Annotated in this window: 16 protein-coding genes; 15 read left to right on the top strand and 1 reads right to left on the bottom strand. The window is 69.9% G+C overall.

The annotated features are described in order from the left end of the window. Positions 1 to 20: 20 nt before the first annotated feature. The 13 genes from rplJ (at position 21) to BLW84_RS14505 (ending at position 12,645) form a co-directional block, all read left to right on the top strand. A complete protein-coding gene (rplJ, locus tag BLW84_RS14565) occupies positions 21 to 548 on the top strand; it encodes a 50S ribosomal protein L10 (protein ID WP_093265704.1) in 528 nt (175 codons plus the stop codon). 85 nt (positions 549 to 633) lie between these two features. Further along, positions 634 to 1,017, top strand: coding sequence for a 50S ribosomal protein L7/L12 (rplL, locus tag BLW84_RS14560; protein WP_093265703.1), 384 nt, complete (start codon positions 634 to 636; stop codon positions 1,015 to 1,017). A 256-nt stretch (positions 1,018 to 1,273) separates the two neighbouring features. Then, positions 1,274 to 2,461, top strand: a complete 1,188-nt coding sequence (locus tag BLW84_RS14555) for an ABC transporter ATP-binding protein (RefSeq protein WP_093265702.1) — start codon at positions 1,274 to 1,276, stop codon at positions 2,459 to 2,461. A gap of 56 nt (positions 2,462 to 2,517) precedes the next feature. Continuing rightward, positions 2,518 to 3,249 (top strand): MlaE family ABC transporter permease, encoded by a 732-nt coding sequence (locus tag BLW84_RS14550; protein WP_425441716.1) that lies wholly within the window; start codon positions 2,518 to 2,520, stop codon positions 3,247 to 3,249. Between the two features lie 7 nt (positions 3,250 to 3,256). After that, positions 3,257 to 4,096: an MlaE family ABC transporter permease gene (locus tag BLW84_RS14545; RefSeq protein WP_093265700.1), complete on the top strand. Its 840-nt coding sequence runs from the start codon at positions 3,257 to 3,259 to the stop codon at positions 4,094 to 4,096. Further along, positions 4,093 to 5,442, top strand: a complete 1,350-nt coding sequence (locus BLW84_RS14540) for an MCE family protein (RefSeq protein WP_093265698.1) — start codon at positions 4,093 to 4,095, stop codon at positions 5,440 to 5,442. Before BLW84_RS14545 ends, BLW84_RS14540 begins: the two co-directional genes overlap by 4 nt. Then, the gene (locus tag BLW84_RS14535) at positions 5,439 to 6,464 is read left to right on the top strand and encodes an MCE family protein (RefSeq protein WP_093265697.1); all 1,026 of its coding nucleotides are present in this window, start codon (positions 5,439 to 5,441) and stop codon (positions 6,462 to 6,464) included. Before BLW84_RS14540 ends, BLW84_RS14535 begins: the two co-directional genes overlap by 4 nt. Next, positions 6,461 to 7,441, top strand: a complete 981-nt coding sequence (locus tag BLW84_RS14530) for an MCE family protein (protein ID WP_093265696.1) — start codon at positions 6,461 to 6,463, stop codon at positions 7,439 to 7,441. Before BLW84_RS14535 ends, BLW84_RS14530 begins: the two co-directional genes overlap by 4 nt. Further along, a complete protein-coding gene (locus BLW84_RS14525) occupies positions 7,438 to 8,607 on the top strand; it encodes an MCE family protein (RefSeq protein ID WP_093265694.1) in 1,170 nt (389 codons plus the stop codon). Before BLW84_RS14530 ends, BLW84_RS14525 begins: the two co-directional genes overlap by 4 nt. A gap of 263 nt (positions 8,608 to 8,870) precedes the next feature. Further along, on the top strand, positions 8,871 to 10,007 hold the full coding sequence (locus BLW84_RS14520; protein WP_093265693.1) for an MCE family protein: 1,137 nt from the start codon (positions 8,871 to 8,873) through the stop codon (positions 10,005 to 10,007). Further along, positions 10,007 to 11,110, top strand: coding sequence for an MlaD family protein (locus tag BLW84_RS14515; RefSeq protein WP_093265691.1), 1,104 nt, complete (start codon positions 10,007 to 10,009; stop codon positions 11,108 to 11,110). The genes BLW84_RS14520 and BLW84_RS14515 overlap by 1 nt, the downstream gene beginning before the upstream one ends. A 13-nt stretch (positions 11,111 to 11,123) precedes the next feature. Beyond that, positions 11,124 to 11,651, top strand: a complete 528-nt coding sequence (locus BLW84_RS14510; RefSeq protein WP_143060949.1) for a nuclear transport factor 2 family protein — start codon at positions 11,124 to 11,126, stop codon at positions 11,649 to 11,651. A 37-nt stretch (positions 11,652 to 11,688) separates the two neighbouring features. Then, entirely contained in the window at positions 11,689 to 12,645 is a 957-nt protein-coding gene (locus BLW84_RS14505) for a hypothetical protein (RefSeq protein ID WP_093265690.1), read from the top strand. 158 nt (positions 12,646 to 12,803) lie between these two features. Here the strand turns inward: BLW84_RS14505 and BLW84_RS14500 are convergent, their stop codons facing one another. After that, positions 12,804 to 13,172, bottom strand: a complete 369-nt coding sequence (locus BLW84_RS14500) for a DUF1801 domain-containing protein (RefSeq protein WP_093265688.1) — start codon at positions 13,170 to 13,172, stop codon at positions 12,804 to 12,806. A gap of 144 nt (positions 13,173 to 13,316) precedes the next feature. Between BLW84_RS14500 and BLW84_RS14495 the strand changes: the two genes are divergently transcribed. Together BLW84_RS14495 and BLW84_RS14490 are read left to right on the top strand one after the other, a co-directional pair. Beyond that, entirely contained in the window at positions 13,317 to 13,640 is a 324-nt protein-coding gene (locus BLW84_RS14495) for a YciI family protein (RefSeq protein ID WP_093265683.1), read from the top strand. Then, positions 13,637 to 15,619 carry a sigma-70 family RNA polymerase sigma factor gene (locus tag BLW84_RS14490; RefSeq protein ID WP_245761143.1) on the top strand — a complete coding sequence of 661 codons (1,983 nt, stop codon included), beginning with the start codon at positions 13,637 to 13,639 and terminating at the stop codon, positions 15,617 to 15,619. The genes BLW84_RS14495 and BLW84_RS14490 overlap by 4 nt, the downstream gene beginning before the upstream one ends. The last annotated feature ends 159 nt before the right edge of the window (positions 15,620 to 15,778 follow it).

Genomic DNA, 15,778 nt, shown 5'->3' with positions numbered 1-15,778 from the left:
GGAGATAGAGAGGAGGCGACATGGCGAAGCCCGACAAGGTTGATGCGGTTACCGAGATCGCGGACAAGTTCAGCAACTCGAGCGCTGCGGTCGTGACCGAGTACCGCGGGCTGTCCATGGCGCAGCTGTCCGAGCTGCGTCGTGCCCTCGGTGCGGGCACCTCGTACCGTGTCGCGAAGAACACGCTGGTCAAGCGTGCCGCCGAGCAGTCCGGCGTCGAGGGCCTCGACGACCTGTTCGTCGGCCCGACCGCCATCGCCTTCGTCGAGGGCGAGCCGGTCGACGCGGCCAAGGCTCTGCGTGAATTCGCCAAGGACAACAAGGCCCTGGTGATCAAGGGCGGTTACATGGACGGCCGCGCGCTGTCCGTGTCCGAGGTCGAGGGCATTGCCGACCTCGACTCCCGCGAGGTCACGCTGGCCAAGCTGGCCGGTGCCATGAAGGCCAAGATGGGCCAGGCCGCCGCGCTGTTCGCCGCGCCGGCGTCCCAGGTGGCTCGGTTGGCTGCCGCTCTGCAGGAGAAGAAGAGCGGCGAAGCCGACGCCTGAGTCCCTTCGGGCGCAGTTGTCGGTTGCAAGAACTCCCCACCCGGGCACTCCCGTTCCCGGGCACTGAACTGAAAGGAACGCCGCCGTGGCGAAGCTGAGCAACGATGAGCTGTTGGACGTCTTCAAGGAGATGACCCTCCTGGAGCTGTCGGAGTTCGTGAAGCAGTTCGAGGAGACCTTCGACGTCACCGCCGCCGCCCCGGCCGCCATCGTGGCGGGCCCGGCCGGCGCTGCTGCCCCGGCCGCCGAGGAGCAGGACGAGTTCGACGTCATCCTCGAGGGCGCTGGCGAGAAGAAGATCCAGGTCATCAAGGTCGTCCGTGAGATCGTCTCCGGCCTGGGCCTGAAGGAGGCCAAGGAGCTGGTCGAGGGCGCTCCGAAGCCGATCCTGGAGAAGGTCGAGAAGGAGAAGGCCGAAGAGGTCAAGGCCAAGCTGGAAGAGGCCGGCGCTTCGGTCTCCGTCAAGTGAGCATCTGACTGACGGTAAAGGGCGAGCACTCGCGGTTGCGGGTGCTCGCCCTTTTTGCTGTCCAGGAAAGAAGAATCGCTTTTACCGGACAAATCCTGTGGTTCTCGAATCGAAGTGAACTGGCGAGTAACCCGTTCGCGTCAGGCTCGTTGCATAGGTGTGACGCCGATGACCTTCGTTAAGCGCGTCACATGTGCCAGGCTGCCTCACCGGAGTGATACCCGATGGGGTTAATTCGAGGAACGCGGAGGTGCGGATGGGCGTCGAGGTGGTTGTCGACGGACTGTCGAAGTCCTTCGGCGCGCAGACCATCTGGCGGGACGTCACGCTGACGCTTCCTCCCGGCGAGATCAGCGTGCTGCTCGGGCCTTCCGGAACCGGCAAGTCGGTGTTCCTGAAGTCCTTGGTCGGCCTGCTGAAGCCGGAGCAGGGCAAGGTCGTCATCAACGGCACCGACATCTGCACCTGCTCGGAGCGCGAGCTCTACGAGATCCGGAAGATGTTCGGCGTGCTGTTCCAGGACGGCGCGCTGTTCGGGTCGATGAACCTCTACGACAACATCGCGTTCCCGCTCCGCGAGCACACCCGCAAGGGCGAGACCGAGATCCGCGACCTGGTGCTCGAGAAGATGGAGATGGTGGGTCTCCTCGGTGCCGAGGAGAAGCTGCCCGGCGAGATCTCCGGCGGTATGCGCAAGCGCGCCGGGCTGGCCCGCGCGCTGGTGCTGGACCCCGAGATCATCTTGGTCGACGAGCCCGACTCCGGGCTGGACCCGGTCCGCACCGTGCTGCTGAATCAGCTGATCGTCGACCTGAACGCGCAGATCGACGCCACGATCCTGATCGTCACGCACGACATCAACACCGCCCGGACGGTGCCGGACAACATCGGCATGCTCTACCGCCGGAACCTGGTGATGTTCGGGCCGCGCGAGGTGCTGCTGACCTCGGCCGAGCCGGTGGTGGTGCAGTTCCTCAACGGGCGTGCCGACGGGCCGATCGGCATGAGCGAGGAGAAGGACATCGGGCCGTCCGAGCTGGCGCGGCTGAGCGAGCTCGCCGTGCCGCCGATGATGGCGCAGCTGGAGGTCTCGCCGGGAATGCCGGAGCGGACCGCGGTGCGCCGCCGCAAGGACCGGGTGCTGCGCCAGCTGCGGACGCTGAACCCGTCGGCGCAGCAGGAGATCATCAAGACGCTGACCCCGGACGAGCTGGCGCTCTACGGCTTTTCCGCCCCCGCGACCGGTGCGTGGCCGCAGCAGGCCGAGCCGGTGCAGGTGCCGGCCGCGGACCGGCTGCCGCCGGCGGCGGTCGCCGACGTGCCGCCGCAGCAGGTGCGCCCGACGCCCCACCCCCGGCAGCCCGAGGCGACGTCGTGGGACGCCGAGGAGCCGGCCGAGTCGTCGCGACGCCGCTGGTTCGGCCGCAAGCGGGGTGAGTCGTGAGTTCGCCGTCCCAGGTGCGGTTCCCTGGTGCGGGCGGGCTTCGCGAGACCGGCCGCATGTTCGCGCTGGCGCTCGACGTGGTGCGGGCGATGCCCAGCCGGCCGTTCCAGATCCGCGAGTTCATCCAGCAGTGCTGGTTCATCGCCAGCGTGACGATCCTGCCGACCGCGCTGGTGTCGATCCCCTTCGGCGCGGTGATCGCGCTCCAGCTCGGCTCGCTGACCAGGCAGATCGGCGCCCAGTCGTTCACCGGCGCCGCGAGCGTGCTGGCGATCATCCAGCAGGCCAGCCCGATCGTGACCGCGCTGCTGATCGCCGGGGCCGGCGGTTCGGCGATCTGCGCGGACCTCGGTTCCCGGAAGATCCGCGACGAGATCGACGCGATGGAGGTCCTGGGGATCTCGCCGATCCAGCGGCTGGTGGTGCCGCGGGTGCTGGCCGCGATGCTGGTGGCGCTGCTGCTCAACGGCATGGTCAGCGTGGTCGGCGTGCTCGGCGGCTACACGTTCAACGTGATCATGCAGGGCGGCACGCCCGGCGCGTACATGGCGAGCTTCAACGCGCTGGCGCAGCTGTCCGACCTGTGGATCGGGGGGCTGAAGGCGGTGATCTTCGGGTTCCTGGCCGGCGTGGTGGCCGCCTACCGCGGCCTGCACCCGCCGCCGGGGCCGAAGGGCGTCGGGGACGCGGTGAACCAGTCGGTGGTGATCACCTTCCTGCTGCTGTTCGCCGTGAACTTCGTCCTGACGACGCTCTACTTGCAGCTCGTCCCGCCAAAGGGAATGTGACGGGGACATGGTGACCATCTCGCAGCGCGCGAAGCGCGCGGCCCGGCGGCCGCTGGTGATGCTGGACGACCTGGGCGACCAGATGTCGTTCTACCTGCGCTCGCTGGCGTGGATTCCGCGTGCCGTCGTCCGCTACGCGAAGGAGACGGTGCGGCTGCTGGCCGAGGTGAGCTTCGGTAGCGGCGCATTGGCGGTGATCGGCGGCACGGTCGGCGTGATGATCGGCCTGACGCTGTTCACCGGCACCGTGGTCGGCCTGCAGGGCTTCGCGGCGCTGGACCAGATCGGCACCTCGGCGTTCGCCGGCTTCGTCTCCGCGTACTTCAACACCCGCGAGATCGCGCCGCTGGTCGCCGGGCTCGCGCTGTCGGCGACGGTCGGCTCCGGCTTCACCGCGCAGCTGGGCGCGATGCGCATCTCCGACGAGATCGACGCGCTGGAAGTCATGGGCGTGCCGAGCCTTCCGTACCTGGTGACGACCCGCGTGATCGCCGGGTTCATCGCGGTGATCCCGCTGTACGTGCTGGGCCTGCTGACCTCGTACATCGCCGCCCGCGCGGTCACGATCTACATCTACGGCCAGTCCGCGGGCACCTACGACCACTACTTCAACCTGTTCCTGCCGCCCGAGGACGTGCTGTGGTCCTTCGGGAAGGTGCTCGTCTTCAGCGTGGTGGTGATCATGACCCACTGCTACTACGGCTACCGCGCCAGCGGCGGCCCGGCCGGTGTCGGCATCGCGGTGGGTCGCGCGGTGCGGACCGCGATCGTGACCACCGCGCTCCTCGACTTCTTCCTCAGCCTCGCGATCTGGGGCACCACGACGACGGTTCGGATCACGGGATGAGTACGCGAAGCGCGTTGACGACGCTCCGGCGGCGTGCCTTCGGCTTGGCGTTGCTGATGAGCATGGTGCTGTTCATCGGGCTGACCGTGGCGATCTACCAGAAGGCCTTCGCGTCCAGCGTGGACGTCGTGCTGAAGGCGCCGTCGACCGGGAACCAGCTGCTGCCCGAGTCGGACGTGAAGGTGCGCGGCATGGTCGTCGGCCGGGTGGTGAGCGTGACGTCCACAGGGGACGGTGCGGAGCTGCGGCTGGCGCTGGACCCGGAGCGGGCCGAGCAGCTGCCGTCGAACGTGTCGGCGCGGCTGCTGCCGCGGACGCTCTTCGGCGAGCGGTACGTGTCGCTGGAACTGCCGCAGCAGGCGTCGGCCAAGGCGCTGGCCTCCGGCGACGTGATCGAGCAGGACCGCACCCGCGCGGGCATCGAGCTGGAGCAGGTGCTGGCCGACGCGATGCCGGTGCTGCAGGCGGTCCACCCGGACGACCTGGCCGTGACGCTGAACGCGCTGGACCAGGCGTTGGCGGGGCGCGGCAAGCCGCTGGGCGAGACGCTGTCGCAGCTGAACACCTACCTGGACGGGCTCAACCCGTCGGTGCCGGACCTCAAGAAGAACTTGCAGGAGCTGGTCGGCGTCGCGCGGACCTACGAGCAGGCCGCGCCGGACGTGCTGGAGGCGCTGGACAACTTCAGCACCACCGCCCGGACCCTGGTGGCGCAGCGGGAGAACCTGACCGCGCTCACCTCGCAGCTGACCACCAGCTCCGGTGACCTGACCGGCTTCCTGCGGGACAACCGGCAGAACATCATCCAGCTCGGCGAGGCGCAGCGGCCGACGCTGGACGTGCTGGCCAAGTACGCGCCCGAGTACCCGTGCTTCCTGCAGGAGATGGCGGAGTTCGTGCCGCGGATGCGGCAGGTGCTGGGCGAGGGGAGCGCCGAGCCGGGCCTGCACATCACCCTGGAGGTCGTCGCGACCCGCGGCAAGTACCGGCCGGACCAGGACGAGCCGGAGTTCGCCGACAAGCGCGGTCCGCGCTGCTACAACTTCATGCAGCTGCCGGATCCGGTGCCGGAGTACCCGCCGGACGGACCGTTCAAGGACGGCTCGGTTCCGCCGCCCGCGTCGCGGCCGGCCGACGGCGGCCTGAACCCGCCGTCGATGGGCCAGGGCTACCTGCCCGCCAGCACCTCGCCGCAGTCCGCGACCTGGGTGAACTCCCCGGCCGAGCGGGACATGGTGGCGGTGCTGCTGGCACCCGCGGTGGGCCGCCCGGCGAGTGAGGTGCCGGACTGGGGCTCGCTGCTGGTCGGGCCCGTGCTTCGCGGAGCGGAGGTGAGCTACCGGTGAACGGCCGCAGCATCGTCGCGCCACTGGTGAAGTTCCTGATCTTCGTGCTGATCACCGTGCTGGCCACCGGGTTGCTGGTGCTGACCATCGCCAACCGGGACCTGCGCGCGTCGGAGTCCTACACGGCGCGGTTCACCGACGTCACCAACCTCAACGAGGGCGACGAGGTGCGCATCTCCGGGGTCAAGGTCGGCCAGGTGGAGAGCATCGAGGTGGTCGACCGGCGGCTCGCCGAGGTGCGGTTCAACGTGTCGGACCGGCGGCTGCCGGGCTCGGTGACCGCCACCATCAAGTACCGGAACCTGGTGGGCCAGCGGTACATCGCGCTGGAGCAGGGCGCGGGCGAATCCGGTGGATTCCTGGCCCCGGGCGCCGAGATCCCGCTGGAGCGCACCAAGCCGGCGCTGGACCTGACCGTGCTGCTGGGCGGGTTCAAGCCGCTGTTCCAGGCGCTCTCGCCGGAGGACGTGAACAAGCTGTCCTACGAGATCATCCAGGTGCTGCAGGGCGAGGGCGGCACGGTGGAGAGCCTGCTGGCCCACACCGCCTCGCTGACCTCCACGATCGCCTCCCGCGACCAGGTGATCGGGCAGGTCATCGACAACCTCAACGGCGTGCTGGACACCGTCAACGCCCGCGACCAGCAGCTGTCCGAGCTCATCGGCCAGCTGCAGCAGGTGGTGTCCGGGCTGTCCGCCGACCGGGATTCGATCGGCTCCGCGATCACCGCGATGGACGGCCTGACGAACAGCACCGCGGGCCTGCTGACCGAGGCGCGCCCGGGGTTGCAGCAGGACATCGCGGGCCTCGGCGAGCTGTCGAAGAACCTCAACGACCACGAGCAGCTGACCGAGCGGGTGCTGCAGAACATGCCCGGCAAGCTCGAAACGATCGGCCGGACCGCCAGCCACGGCTCCTGGTTCAACTTCTACTCGTGCAAGATGAGTGGCACGGTGGGCATCGGCGACCTGAACCTGCCGCTGCCGCTGATGCCGGTGACGCAGCCGAGGTGCCAGCGATGACCGCATTCTCCCAGCGCGATCCGCTCAAGATCGGCATCGCCGGCCTCCTCGCGCTGGTGCTGATGTTCCTGCTCGCGCTGAACTTCGAGCGCCTGCCGTTCATCGGCGGCACCACCTACACGGCGCAGTTCACCGAGGCCGCCGGGCTGCGGCCGGACAGCGAGGTGCGCATCGCCGGGGTGAAGGTCGGCACCGTCTCGGACGTCGAGATCGAGGACGACCACGTGCTGGTCAGCTTCCGGGTCGGCGACGCGTGGCTGGGCGACCACACCACCGCCGCGATCCGGATCAAGACGCTGCTCGGCCAGAAGTACCTGGCGCTGGATCCGCAGGGCGGCGAGGAGCTGTCGCCGTCCGAGCCGATCCCGCTGCAGCGCACCGTGTCGCCCTACGACGTCATCGAGGCGTTCAGCGACCTATCGTCCACTGTGGACAAGATCGACACCGGGCAGCTCGCGGAGAGCTTCCGCACGATGTCGGACACGTTCAAGGGCACGCCCGACGAGGTCAGCGGCGCGCTGGACGGGTTGTCGCAGCTGTCGCGGACCATCTCCTCGCGCGACGAGCAGCTGGAGCACCTGCTGAACAACACGTCGCAGGTGTCGAAGACGATCGCCGACCGCAACGCCGACTTCGAGAAGCTGCTGGCCGACGGCAACCTGCTGCTGCAGGAGATCCGGGCGCGGCGGGATTCGATCAGCGGCCTGCTGGACGGCACCCGCACGTTGTCCCAGCAGCTCAGCGGGCTGGTCGACGACAACAACGCGCAGATCGGCCCGGCGCTGCAGCAGCTGGACCGGGTCACCAAGATGCTGCAGCGCAACCAGGACAACCTGAACCGCAGCCTCGCGATGTTCGCCCCGTTCACCAGGTACTTCTCCAACGTGCTGGGCAACGGCCGCTGGTTCGACACCTACATCTGCGGCCTGCTGCCGCCCGCCATCGGTCCGATCAACCAGAAGGGCTGCCAGCCATGACCAGCGCACGCCCGTCGCTGACCAGGACGCTGTCGATCGCCGTGGTGGTCGCGCTCGCCGCGACCGTCGGGGTGTGGTGGCTGTTCTTCGGCGCCGCCGAGCGGAAGGTCACCGCGTACTTCCACGCCGCCGTGGGCATCTACCCGGGCGGTGACGTGCGGATCCTCGGGGTTCCGGTGGGCACCGTCGACGAGGTCGTGCCGCAGGGCCAGCTGGTGCGCGTCGTGATGAGCGTGGACCGCGACGTGAAGGTGCCCGCCGACGCGGGCGCGGTGGCGGTCGCGCCGAGCGTGGTCAGCGACCGCTACGTGCAGCTCGCCCCCGTCTACCGGGGCGGGCCGGAGCTGGCCGACGGCGCGGTGATCCCGAAGGAGCGCACCGCGACCCCGGTGGAGCTGGACCAGATCTACCGCAGTCTCAACGACATCACGACCGCGCTGGGGCCCGACGGCGCCAACGCCGACGGCGCGCTGACCGACCTGCTCAACACCAGCGCGGCGAACCTCGATGGCAACGGGAAGGCGCTGTCGGAGACCATCCGCAACCTCGGCGAGGTCGGCACCACGTTGTCCGGCAACAGCGATCAGCTGTTCGCCACCGTCGACAACGTGCAGCGCTTCACCACGATGCTGGCCGAGAACGACGACCAGGTGCGCCGGTTCAACACGCAGATGCAGCAGGTCAGCTCGTTGCTGGCCGGCGAGCGCGAGGACATGAGCGCGGCGCTGGCGGAGCTGGCCGTGGCGCTGGGCAAGGTCGAGTCCTTCGTGCGGGACAACCGGGGCCTGGTGAAGTCCAACGTGGACCAGCTGAACGCGGTGGCGAACGTGCTGGTGGAGCAGAAAGCAGCGCTCAGCGAGTCGCTGAACAACGCGCCGCTGGCGCTGAGCAACCTCAACAACGCCTACAACGGCGCGGCGGGAACGCTGGACACCCGCGCGAACTTCAACGAGCTGAACCAGCCGCCGGTGGTGGCGGTGTGCAAGATGCTGCAGCAGCATAGCCCGTCGGACCTGCCGAAGGACGTCAGCGACGCGTGCAAGTCGCTGCAGCCGATCCTCGACGGCGTGGTGAAGCTGCCCACTCCGGCGGAAACCCTCAACGCCATCCAGAACGGCAAGCTCCCATCATTGCCGCTTCCCCTGTCCCCAGGAGGTGACCGGTGAAGCGACTGTTTCCAGACTCACCTTCCGTGGCGGTGCGGGCAGCGGAACCTCAGGGGCCTTCTCGCTGTGGGATCCCCGACATCATGAATGCCAATTCACCACGTCGGGGCTGTCCTCGCGAGAAGACCCCTGAGAACCCGCGGCGGTGCGAGTTGCGTAGGTGGGCTAAGCGGCTGCGCCGCTTCAAAGACAAAGGCAAAAAGCAGTCTCTGGAGTGGTTCCGCGCGAGACCGCCGCTTCCTCGCGGACTGCAGGTCGGTGCCGTGGCGACCGCGGCGCTCGTCGTGCTCGGCGGGTGCGGTTCGCAGGGCGTCTACGACATGCCGCTGCCCGGCGGAGCCGACCTCGGCAGCTCCCCCTACGAGGTCAAGGTGCGCTTCGCCGATGTGCTGGACCTGGTGCCCAACGCCGGGGTGCGGGTCAACGACGTGTCGGTCGGCCGGGTGTCGACCATCGGCCTGGCCCCCGACTCCTGGCAGGCCGAGGTGACCGTGCAGGTCAACGGCGACGTCAAGCTCCCGGCCAACGCGACCGCCCGGCTGCGGCAGTCCAGCCTGCTCGGCGAGAAGTACGTCGAGCTCGCCGGCCCACCGGAGGGGCAGTCCGGCGTCGGCCGCCTCGCCGACGGCGCCCTGATCGGCCTCGACCGCACCGGCCGCAACCCCGAGGTGGAAGAGGTGCTCGGCGCGCTGTCCATGCTGCTCAACGGCGGTGGCGTGGCGCAGCTGCAGAACATCACCAAGGAGCTCAACGCCGCGCTGGAGGGCCGCGAGTCCGACGTCCGCGGCCTGCTGTCCAATTTGGACGAACTGGTCGCCGGGCTGGACGCGCAGCGCGACGACATCACGCGGGCGCTGGACAGCATCAACCGCCTCAGCGCCCGGCTCAACGAGCAGCGCGGGAGCATCGACACCGCGCTGCGCGACCTGGAACCCGGGCTGCGGGTGCTCAACGAGCAGCGCACCCAGCTGGTCACCATGCTGCAGTCGCTCGACGAGCTCTCCGGCGTCGGCACGGACGTGGTCAACAAGTCCCGCGACGACCTGGTGCACAACCTCAACCAGCTCGCCCCGGCCCTGAACCAGCTGGCCGCGGCGGGCGAGAGCCTGCCGAAGTCGCTGGAGGTGCTCGTCTCGTTCCCGTTCCCGGACAACGCGGTCGACGGCATCGGCAACAGCGACTTCACCAACCTCTACGCCAACGTGGACCTGAACCTCACCCACGTGCTGGAGAACCTCGGTCGCAGCCGGCAGCCGCTGATCCCGCTGCCGGACGCCCTGAAGTCCATCCCGCTGCCGCTGACGCCGCAGGCACCGCCGGAGCTGCCCGCGCAACCGCCGGCCGAGCCGGAGCGCGAATCCGGCGGCCTGCTGGGCTCGTTGTTGGGAGGTGGCCGCTGATGCTCACCCGTCGAGTGCGCCTGCAGATCATCGCGTTCGTCGCGATCGCCCTGGCCGGCGTCAGCTACGCCGGAGCCCGCTACGCGGGCCTGGACCGGCTGTTCGGCCCGCGCGGCTACGTGGTGACGCTGCAACTCGCCGACACCGGCGGCGTCTTCAACAACGCCGAGGTCACCTACCGCGGGGTGCCGGTCGGCCGGGTCGGCGACCTGAAGCTGACCGGCACCGGCGTGGAGGTGCCGCTGGACATCGAATCCAGCGCGCCGCGGATCCCGCGCGACGTGCAGGCGGTGGTGACCAACCGGTCCGCGGTCGGCGAGCAGTACGTCGACCTGCGGCCCAAGCGCGACGACGGCCCGTTCCTGGAGAACGGTTCGGTGATCGCGCAGGAATCCGCGACCACGCCGCTGCCGGCGGAAAGCCTGATGACGAACCTGGACGCGTTCGCGAACTCGGTGCCGGAGGAGTCGCTGCGCACCGTGGTCAGCGAGCTCGGCACGGCGTTCCGCGACAACGGCGGCCACTTGCAGACCATCCTGGACACCAGCCGCGAGTTCACCGCCGCCGGGCAGGAGCACTTGCCGCAGACGGTGCAGTTGCTCGAGGACGGCAAGACGGTCCTCGCCACCCAGAACGAGCAGGGCTCGGCGATCAGGTCGTTCGGCGAGGACCTGCGGCTGCTGTCGGAGTCGGTGAAGAACTCCGACGGCGACCTGCGCGCGGTGATCGAGCGCGCCCCGCCGGCGGCCCGCCAGGTCAGCGCGGGCCTACAGGAGAACCAGCAGCTGAGCCCGCTGCTGGCGAACCTGACGACCACCTCGCGGATCCTGGCCAAGCGCGTCGACGGCATCGAGCAGATCATGACGCTGTACCCGGCGATCGTCACCGCCAGCAACACGGTGGTGCCCGGCGACGGCACCGCGCACTTCGGCCTGGTGCTCAACGTGTTCGACCCGCTGCCCTGCACCAAGGGCTACGAGTCGACCGAGCGCCGCGCCGGCGACGACTTCCGCGAGATGCCGCTGAACCCCAACGCGCACTGCGCGGAGCCCCGGGGCAGTGACACGTCGGTCCGCGGCGCGCAGAATGCACCGGGACAGTAGGGAGGAGGCGGACATGACCACCGGAACCGCTGAGCGGAAGCGCCCGGTCCTGGCCCTGATCACGGGCCTGACACTGCTCTCGATCGGCGTGGTGGCCAGCTTGTTCTTCGGCGTCACCTGGGCGCTGGCCGGCAGCGGCGACTCGGTCGCCCGCGCGGAGGTGCGGGACGCGGCGCTGCGCGACGGGACGAGCGCGATCATCAGCTTCAACAGCCTCGACTTCCGGGATGTGGACGGCGGCCTGAAGCGCTGGGAGGACAACTCGACGGGCCCGCTGCGCGACGAGATCCGGCAGGGTCGGCAGAACTACGCCACCCAGATCACCCAGGCCAAGAGCAGCACCGCGGCCCGCGTGCTCGACGCGGGGATCGTCGAGCTCGACGAGAACGCGGGCAAGGCCCGGATGATCGCCGTCGTGCAGGTGACGGTCACCATCGATGGCCAGCCGCCGACCAACAAGCAGGACCGCTACCAGGCCGAGCTCACCCGCGAAGGCGAGACCTGGAAGCTCAGCGGGCTCGGCACCGTGCCGGTCGGCTGAACGGCGACACTCGCAAGCAATTCGAGGAGTGCAGTCAGTGCCAAGCAACCGCCGCAAGACCCCCACCCGCCGTCCCAAGGTGGCGGGCCTGCGCAACCGCGAAACCCTGCTCGGCGACGCCCTCCAGGAGGAGGCCCGGGAAGCCCGGCGCGCCGAGGGAGAGCGGCAGGCTGCCAACGGGACCGCGAAGCGGGAGCCGGAGGTCGAGGCCCCGGGCAACGGATCCGTCGAAGCCGCGCCGGAGCGCGGCGACGCCGCGACGGCGGCCGGTCCGGTGCAGCCGACCGTCGAGGTCGGCGCGCCGGGGCGCGGCGAAGCCGGTTCGGAGGAGCGAAGCGAGGCCGTAGAGGCGAAGCCGGTCGCAGAGGCCGGCGAAGCGGCCGATGCGGCGGCGGAGCCGGCGGGGTCCAGCGGCGTAGCCGCGGCGCCGTTCGGCGCGCAGCAGGCGTGGTCCGGGGCGCAGCCCGGCGCGGCGGCGTCCGGCAAGAAGTCGCTGACGGGCCTGGTGTGGACGGTCTGGATCCTCGCGGTCCTGTTCATCGGGGCGGCGGTGTTCCTCGGCATCAAGGCGTTCGACGCGCGCTACTCCGGGGCCGGGGCCAACCAGGCGCTGGTCTCGGCCGGGGCCACCAGCGAGGTCAACGGCCAGATCAGCGATGCCGTGGAGAAGGTGTTCTCCTACGACTTCAACGACACGGCCAAGACCGAGACCGCCGCGCGGGATCTGCTGGTCGGCTCGGCGGTGCAGAAGTACGACGAGCTGTTCAAGGTGGTCCGGGAGCAGGCTCCGCAGCAGCAGCTGATCGTCACCACGACGGTGAAGAGCAGCGCGGTGACGATGTTGCAGGGCGACCGCGCCGAGCTCCTGCTGTTCGTCGACCAGCACGCGATGCGCGCCAACACCGGCGAGAGCAACGTCGGCCCGGCACAGATCTCGGTGAGCGCCGAGAAGCAGGGCGAGAAGTGGAAGATCACCCAGATCACCCTCCGCTGACCGACGCCGCGAGCCCGCAGGGACGCCGTTTTCGCGCGAAACCGTCATCCCGCAGGCGTGGGGACGCCGTTTTCGCGCGAAAACGGCGCGCGGCACACCAGAACGATCACGAGGAGCAGCGTCGGGTGGTCGCCCGGCGCTGCTCCTCGTGGTTCGGGTCAGTCGGCTGCGGTTTCCAGGTCGCGGGTCGCGCGCAGCCAGTCGGTGAACAGCTCGGCGTCGATGTCGGCCGGGGTGCGGAGCTTGACGCTCGCCATCGCCCGTGAGCCGGGTGCGAGGCGGCCGGAGGCGTCGGTGATCTCCTGGCCGCGCCAGAAGCCGAAGGTCACGTGGGCGGAGTACGCCTTGATGAAGCAGACCGGCGACTTGCCGGGCGCCGGGCCGAGGCTCCACACCGGGTGGCCGTGCCAGACCGCTCCTGCGCCGGGCAGCGCCTCGTCGATGAGCGGAAGCAGCTCGTCGGCGATCGCGCGCTGGGCCTCGGGGAGCGAGGCGGCGTACTCCTGCACGGTGGCGAACTTGGCCATGGCTTCGTCCTTCCTGTTGCGGTGCTCGGGTTCTCGCCAACACGTCGAACCGGCGATGCGACAGGGAATGCGCTCGTTCCCCGTCGCATAGGCTTGTCCGACGCTGATGCGGAAAGCAGCTCAGCGAAGGAAGGGGAAGGCGCCGTGCGCTACCTGATGATGACCAAGGCTTCCGATGCCGCTCCCGACGAGAGCCTGTACGTCGAGATGGGCAAGTTCGTCGAGGAGCTGACCGCGGCCGGGGTGCTGCTGGCCACCGGCGGCCTCGAACCCGGCGGCGTCCGGGTGACCTCCGCGGACGGCGAGATCACCGTGACGGACGGGCCGTTCGCCGAGGCGAAGGAGTCGGTGGCGGGATTCGCGCTGATCGAGGTCCGGTCCAAGGAGGAGGCGATCGAGCTGGCGCGCCGGTTCCGCAAGATCGTCGGTGACGGCGAGAGCGTGGTCCAGCAGGTCTTCGGCCCGTGACCCCCGGTTCGCGCCGCCCCGACCGGGGCGGCGCGCCCGCCGTGCGGCGCACCGTCGACGCGATCTGGAAGCTCGAATCGGCCCGGATCATCGCCGCGCTCACGCGGCTGGTGCACGACGTCGGCCTTGCCGAGGAGCTGGCCCAGGACGCGCTCGTGGCTGCGCTGGAGCAGTGGCCTGCGGGCATCCCGGACAACCCGGGCGCCTGGCTGATGGCGATCGCCAAGCGTCGCGCCATCGACCACATCCGGCGATCCCGCCGCTTGGAGGAGAAGCACGAGCAGCTGGCGCGCGAGCAGGAGCAGCAGCAGGATCTCGAACAGGACGACGTGCTGCGGCTGATGTTCATCTCCTGCCACCCGGTGCTGCCGATGCAGGAGCGGGTCGCGCTGACGCTCCGGCTGCTGGGTGGCCTGACGGCCGCGGAGATCGCCCGGGCGTTCCTCGTCAGCGAGCCGCAGATCGCCCGGCGGATCGCCGTGGCGAAGCGGACCCTGGCCCAGGAGCAGGTGCCGTTCGAGCTCCCGGACGGCCCGGAGCTGGCCGATCGCATCTCGTCGGTGCTCGGAGTCGTCTACCTGATCTTCAACGAGGGGTACTCGGCGACCGCCGGCGACGACCTGTTGCGCCCCGGGCTCTGCCAGGAGGCGCTGCGGCTGGGGAGGTTGCTGGCCGAGCTGGCGCCGCACGAGGCCGAGGTGCACGGCCTGGTCGCGCTGATGGAGATCCAGGAGTCGCGATCGGCCGCGCGCACCGGCCCGTCGGGGGAACCCGTCCAGCTGCACGAGCAGAACCGGGGTCGCTGGGACCAGCTGCTCATCCGCCGGGGTTTCGCCGCGCTGCTGCGGGCGCGGGAGATCGGCGGCACTCCCGGCCCGTACGTGCTGCAGGCCGCGATCGCCGTGTGCCACGCGCGGGCGCGGACCGCCGAGGACACCGACTGGGCGCAGATCGCGGCGCTGTACGAAGCGCTGTCCCGGCTGTTGCCGACGCCGATCGTGCAGCTCAACAAGGCCGTGGCGGTCGGCATGGCGCGCGGGCCGGAGGCCGGGCTCGCGCTGGTCGATTCGTTGGGCACCGATCCGGTTCTGCAGAACTACCACCTGCTGCCCAGCGTCCGGGGCGACCTCCTGGCGCGGCTCGGGCGCGGCGGAGAGGCGAAGCCGGAGTTCGAGCGGGCCGCGGTGCTCACCCAGAACACCGCGGAACGCGCCTTCTTGCTCCGCCGCGCGGAAGAGCTCGCCGGCAGCGGCGATTCCGGCCCGACGCTCGGGGCGGCGGTCGAGGAGTTCCTGGCGCGCGACGAACTCAACGCCGCGACGATCCGCTCCTACGCGCAGACCCTGCGACGGCTGCGCCTGGCCCTGGGTGATCGACCACTAGCCGCCATGACTGCTGAGCAGGTGGCGCGGGTGTTCGAGACGGCATGGGGCTCGGCGGCGGCGAAGACGTGGAACCGGCACCGTTCGGCGATCCGGTCGTTCGGCGCCTGGGCGGGCCTGGACGACCTGGCTGCGGGCCTGGACCGCCGTGCCGAAACGCGCTCCCCGGCGCTGCCGATCGACCACGCGCAGCTCGACGAGATCTGGAACCGCCCCGGGATCCCGCTGCGGGAACGCACCTTGTGGCGGCTGCTGCACGAATCCGGGGCCGCGGTGACGGCGGTCCTGTCCCTGAACGTCGAGGACCTGGACCTGGACGACCGGCGCGCCCGGGTGGCCGGAACTTGGGTGAGCTGGCGATCCGGCACGGCCACGCTGCTCCCCGAGCTGGTGGCGGGCCGCACCCGGGGCCCGCTGTTCCTGACCGATCGCAGGCCCGGGCCGGTCCGGACGCCCCGGGGCGGCGACCTGTGCCCGGAGACGGGCCGCAGCCGCCTGTCCTACGAACGGGCCGAGTACCTGTTCAAGCGAGCCACCGCGACCCTGGATCCGGCCGGCGACGGCTACACCCTCCGGCGGCTGAAACCCCGGCCCTGAAAGCGAAATCCACCCGCCGACCCGAATTCCGATTTTGCCCAATGGGGCCGTTTCAGAATGGTGCGCGGGCACGTGCGAGACGCGGCGGCCTGGGATGCGGGCGGCGATTTCGCGCGAAATCGCCACCCGCCAAGCGTGGGGATTGGCGATTTCGCGCGA

This window comes from Saccharopolyspora shandongensis (assembly GCF_900106995.1).
Taxonomy (GTDB): Bacteria; Actinomycetota; Actinomycetes; order Mycobacteriales; family Pseudonocardiaceae; genus Saccharopolyspora; species Saccharopolyspora shandongensis.
The sequence above is the reverse complement of the archived record's forward strand: the minus strand, read 5'-3'. Positions and strand labels throughout refer to the sequence as shown.

What these genes read in the sequence shown, in the direction of transcription:
- BLW84_RS14510 (WP_143060949.1), top strand. Translation starts at nt 11,124, where the DNA reads ATGACCACCGGAACCGCTGAGCGGAAGCGCCCGGTCCTGGCCCTGATC.
- BLW84_RS14530 (WP_093265696.1), top strand. Translation starts at nt 6,461, where the DNA reads ATGACCGCATTCTCCCAGCGCGATCCGCTCAAGATCGGCATCGCCGGC.
- BLW84_RS14550 (WP_425441716.1), top strand. Translation starts at nt 2,518, where the DNA reads ATGTTCGCGCTGGCGCTCGACGTGGTGCGGGCGATGCCCAGCCGGCCG.
- rplJ (WP_093265704.1), top strand. Translation starts at nt 21, where the DNA reads ATGGCGAAGCCCGACAAGGTTGATGCGGTTACCGAGATCGCGGACAAG.
- BLW84_RS14540 (WP_093265698.1), top strand. Translation starts at nt 4,093, where the DNA reads ATGAGTACGCGAAGCGCGTTGACGACGCTCCGGCGGCGTGCCTTCGGC.
- BLW84_RS14555 (WP_093265702.1), top strand. Translation starts at nt 1,274, where the DNA reads ATGGGCGTCGAGGTGGTTGTCGACGGACTGTCGAAGTCCTTCGGCGCG.
- BLW84_RS14545 (WP_093265700.1), top strand. Translation starts at nt 3,257, where the DNA reads ATGGTGACCATCTCGCAGCGCGCGAAGCGCGCGGCCCGGCGGCCGCTG.
- BLW84_RS14500 (WP_093265688.1), bottom strand. Translation starts at nt 13,172, where the DNA reads ATGGCCAAGTTCGCCACCGTGCAGGAGTACGCCGCCTCGCTCCCCGAG.
- BLW84_RS14525 (WP_093265694.1), top strand. Translation starts at nt 7,438, where the DNA reads ATGACCAGCGCACGCCCGTCGCTGACCAGGACGCTGTCGATCGCCGTG.
- BLW84_RS14515 (WP_093265691.1), top strand. Translation starts at nt 10,007, where the DNA reads ATGCTCACCCGTCGAGTGCGCCTGCAGATCATCGCGTTCGTCGCGATC.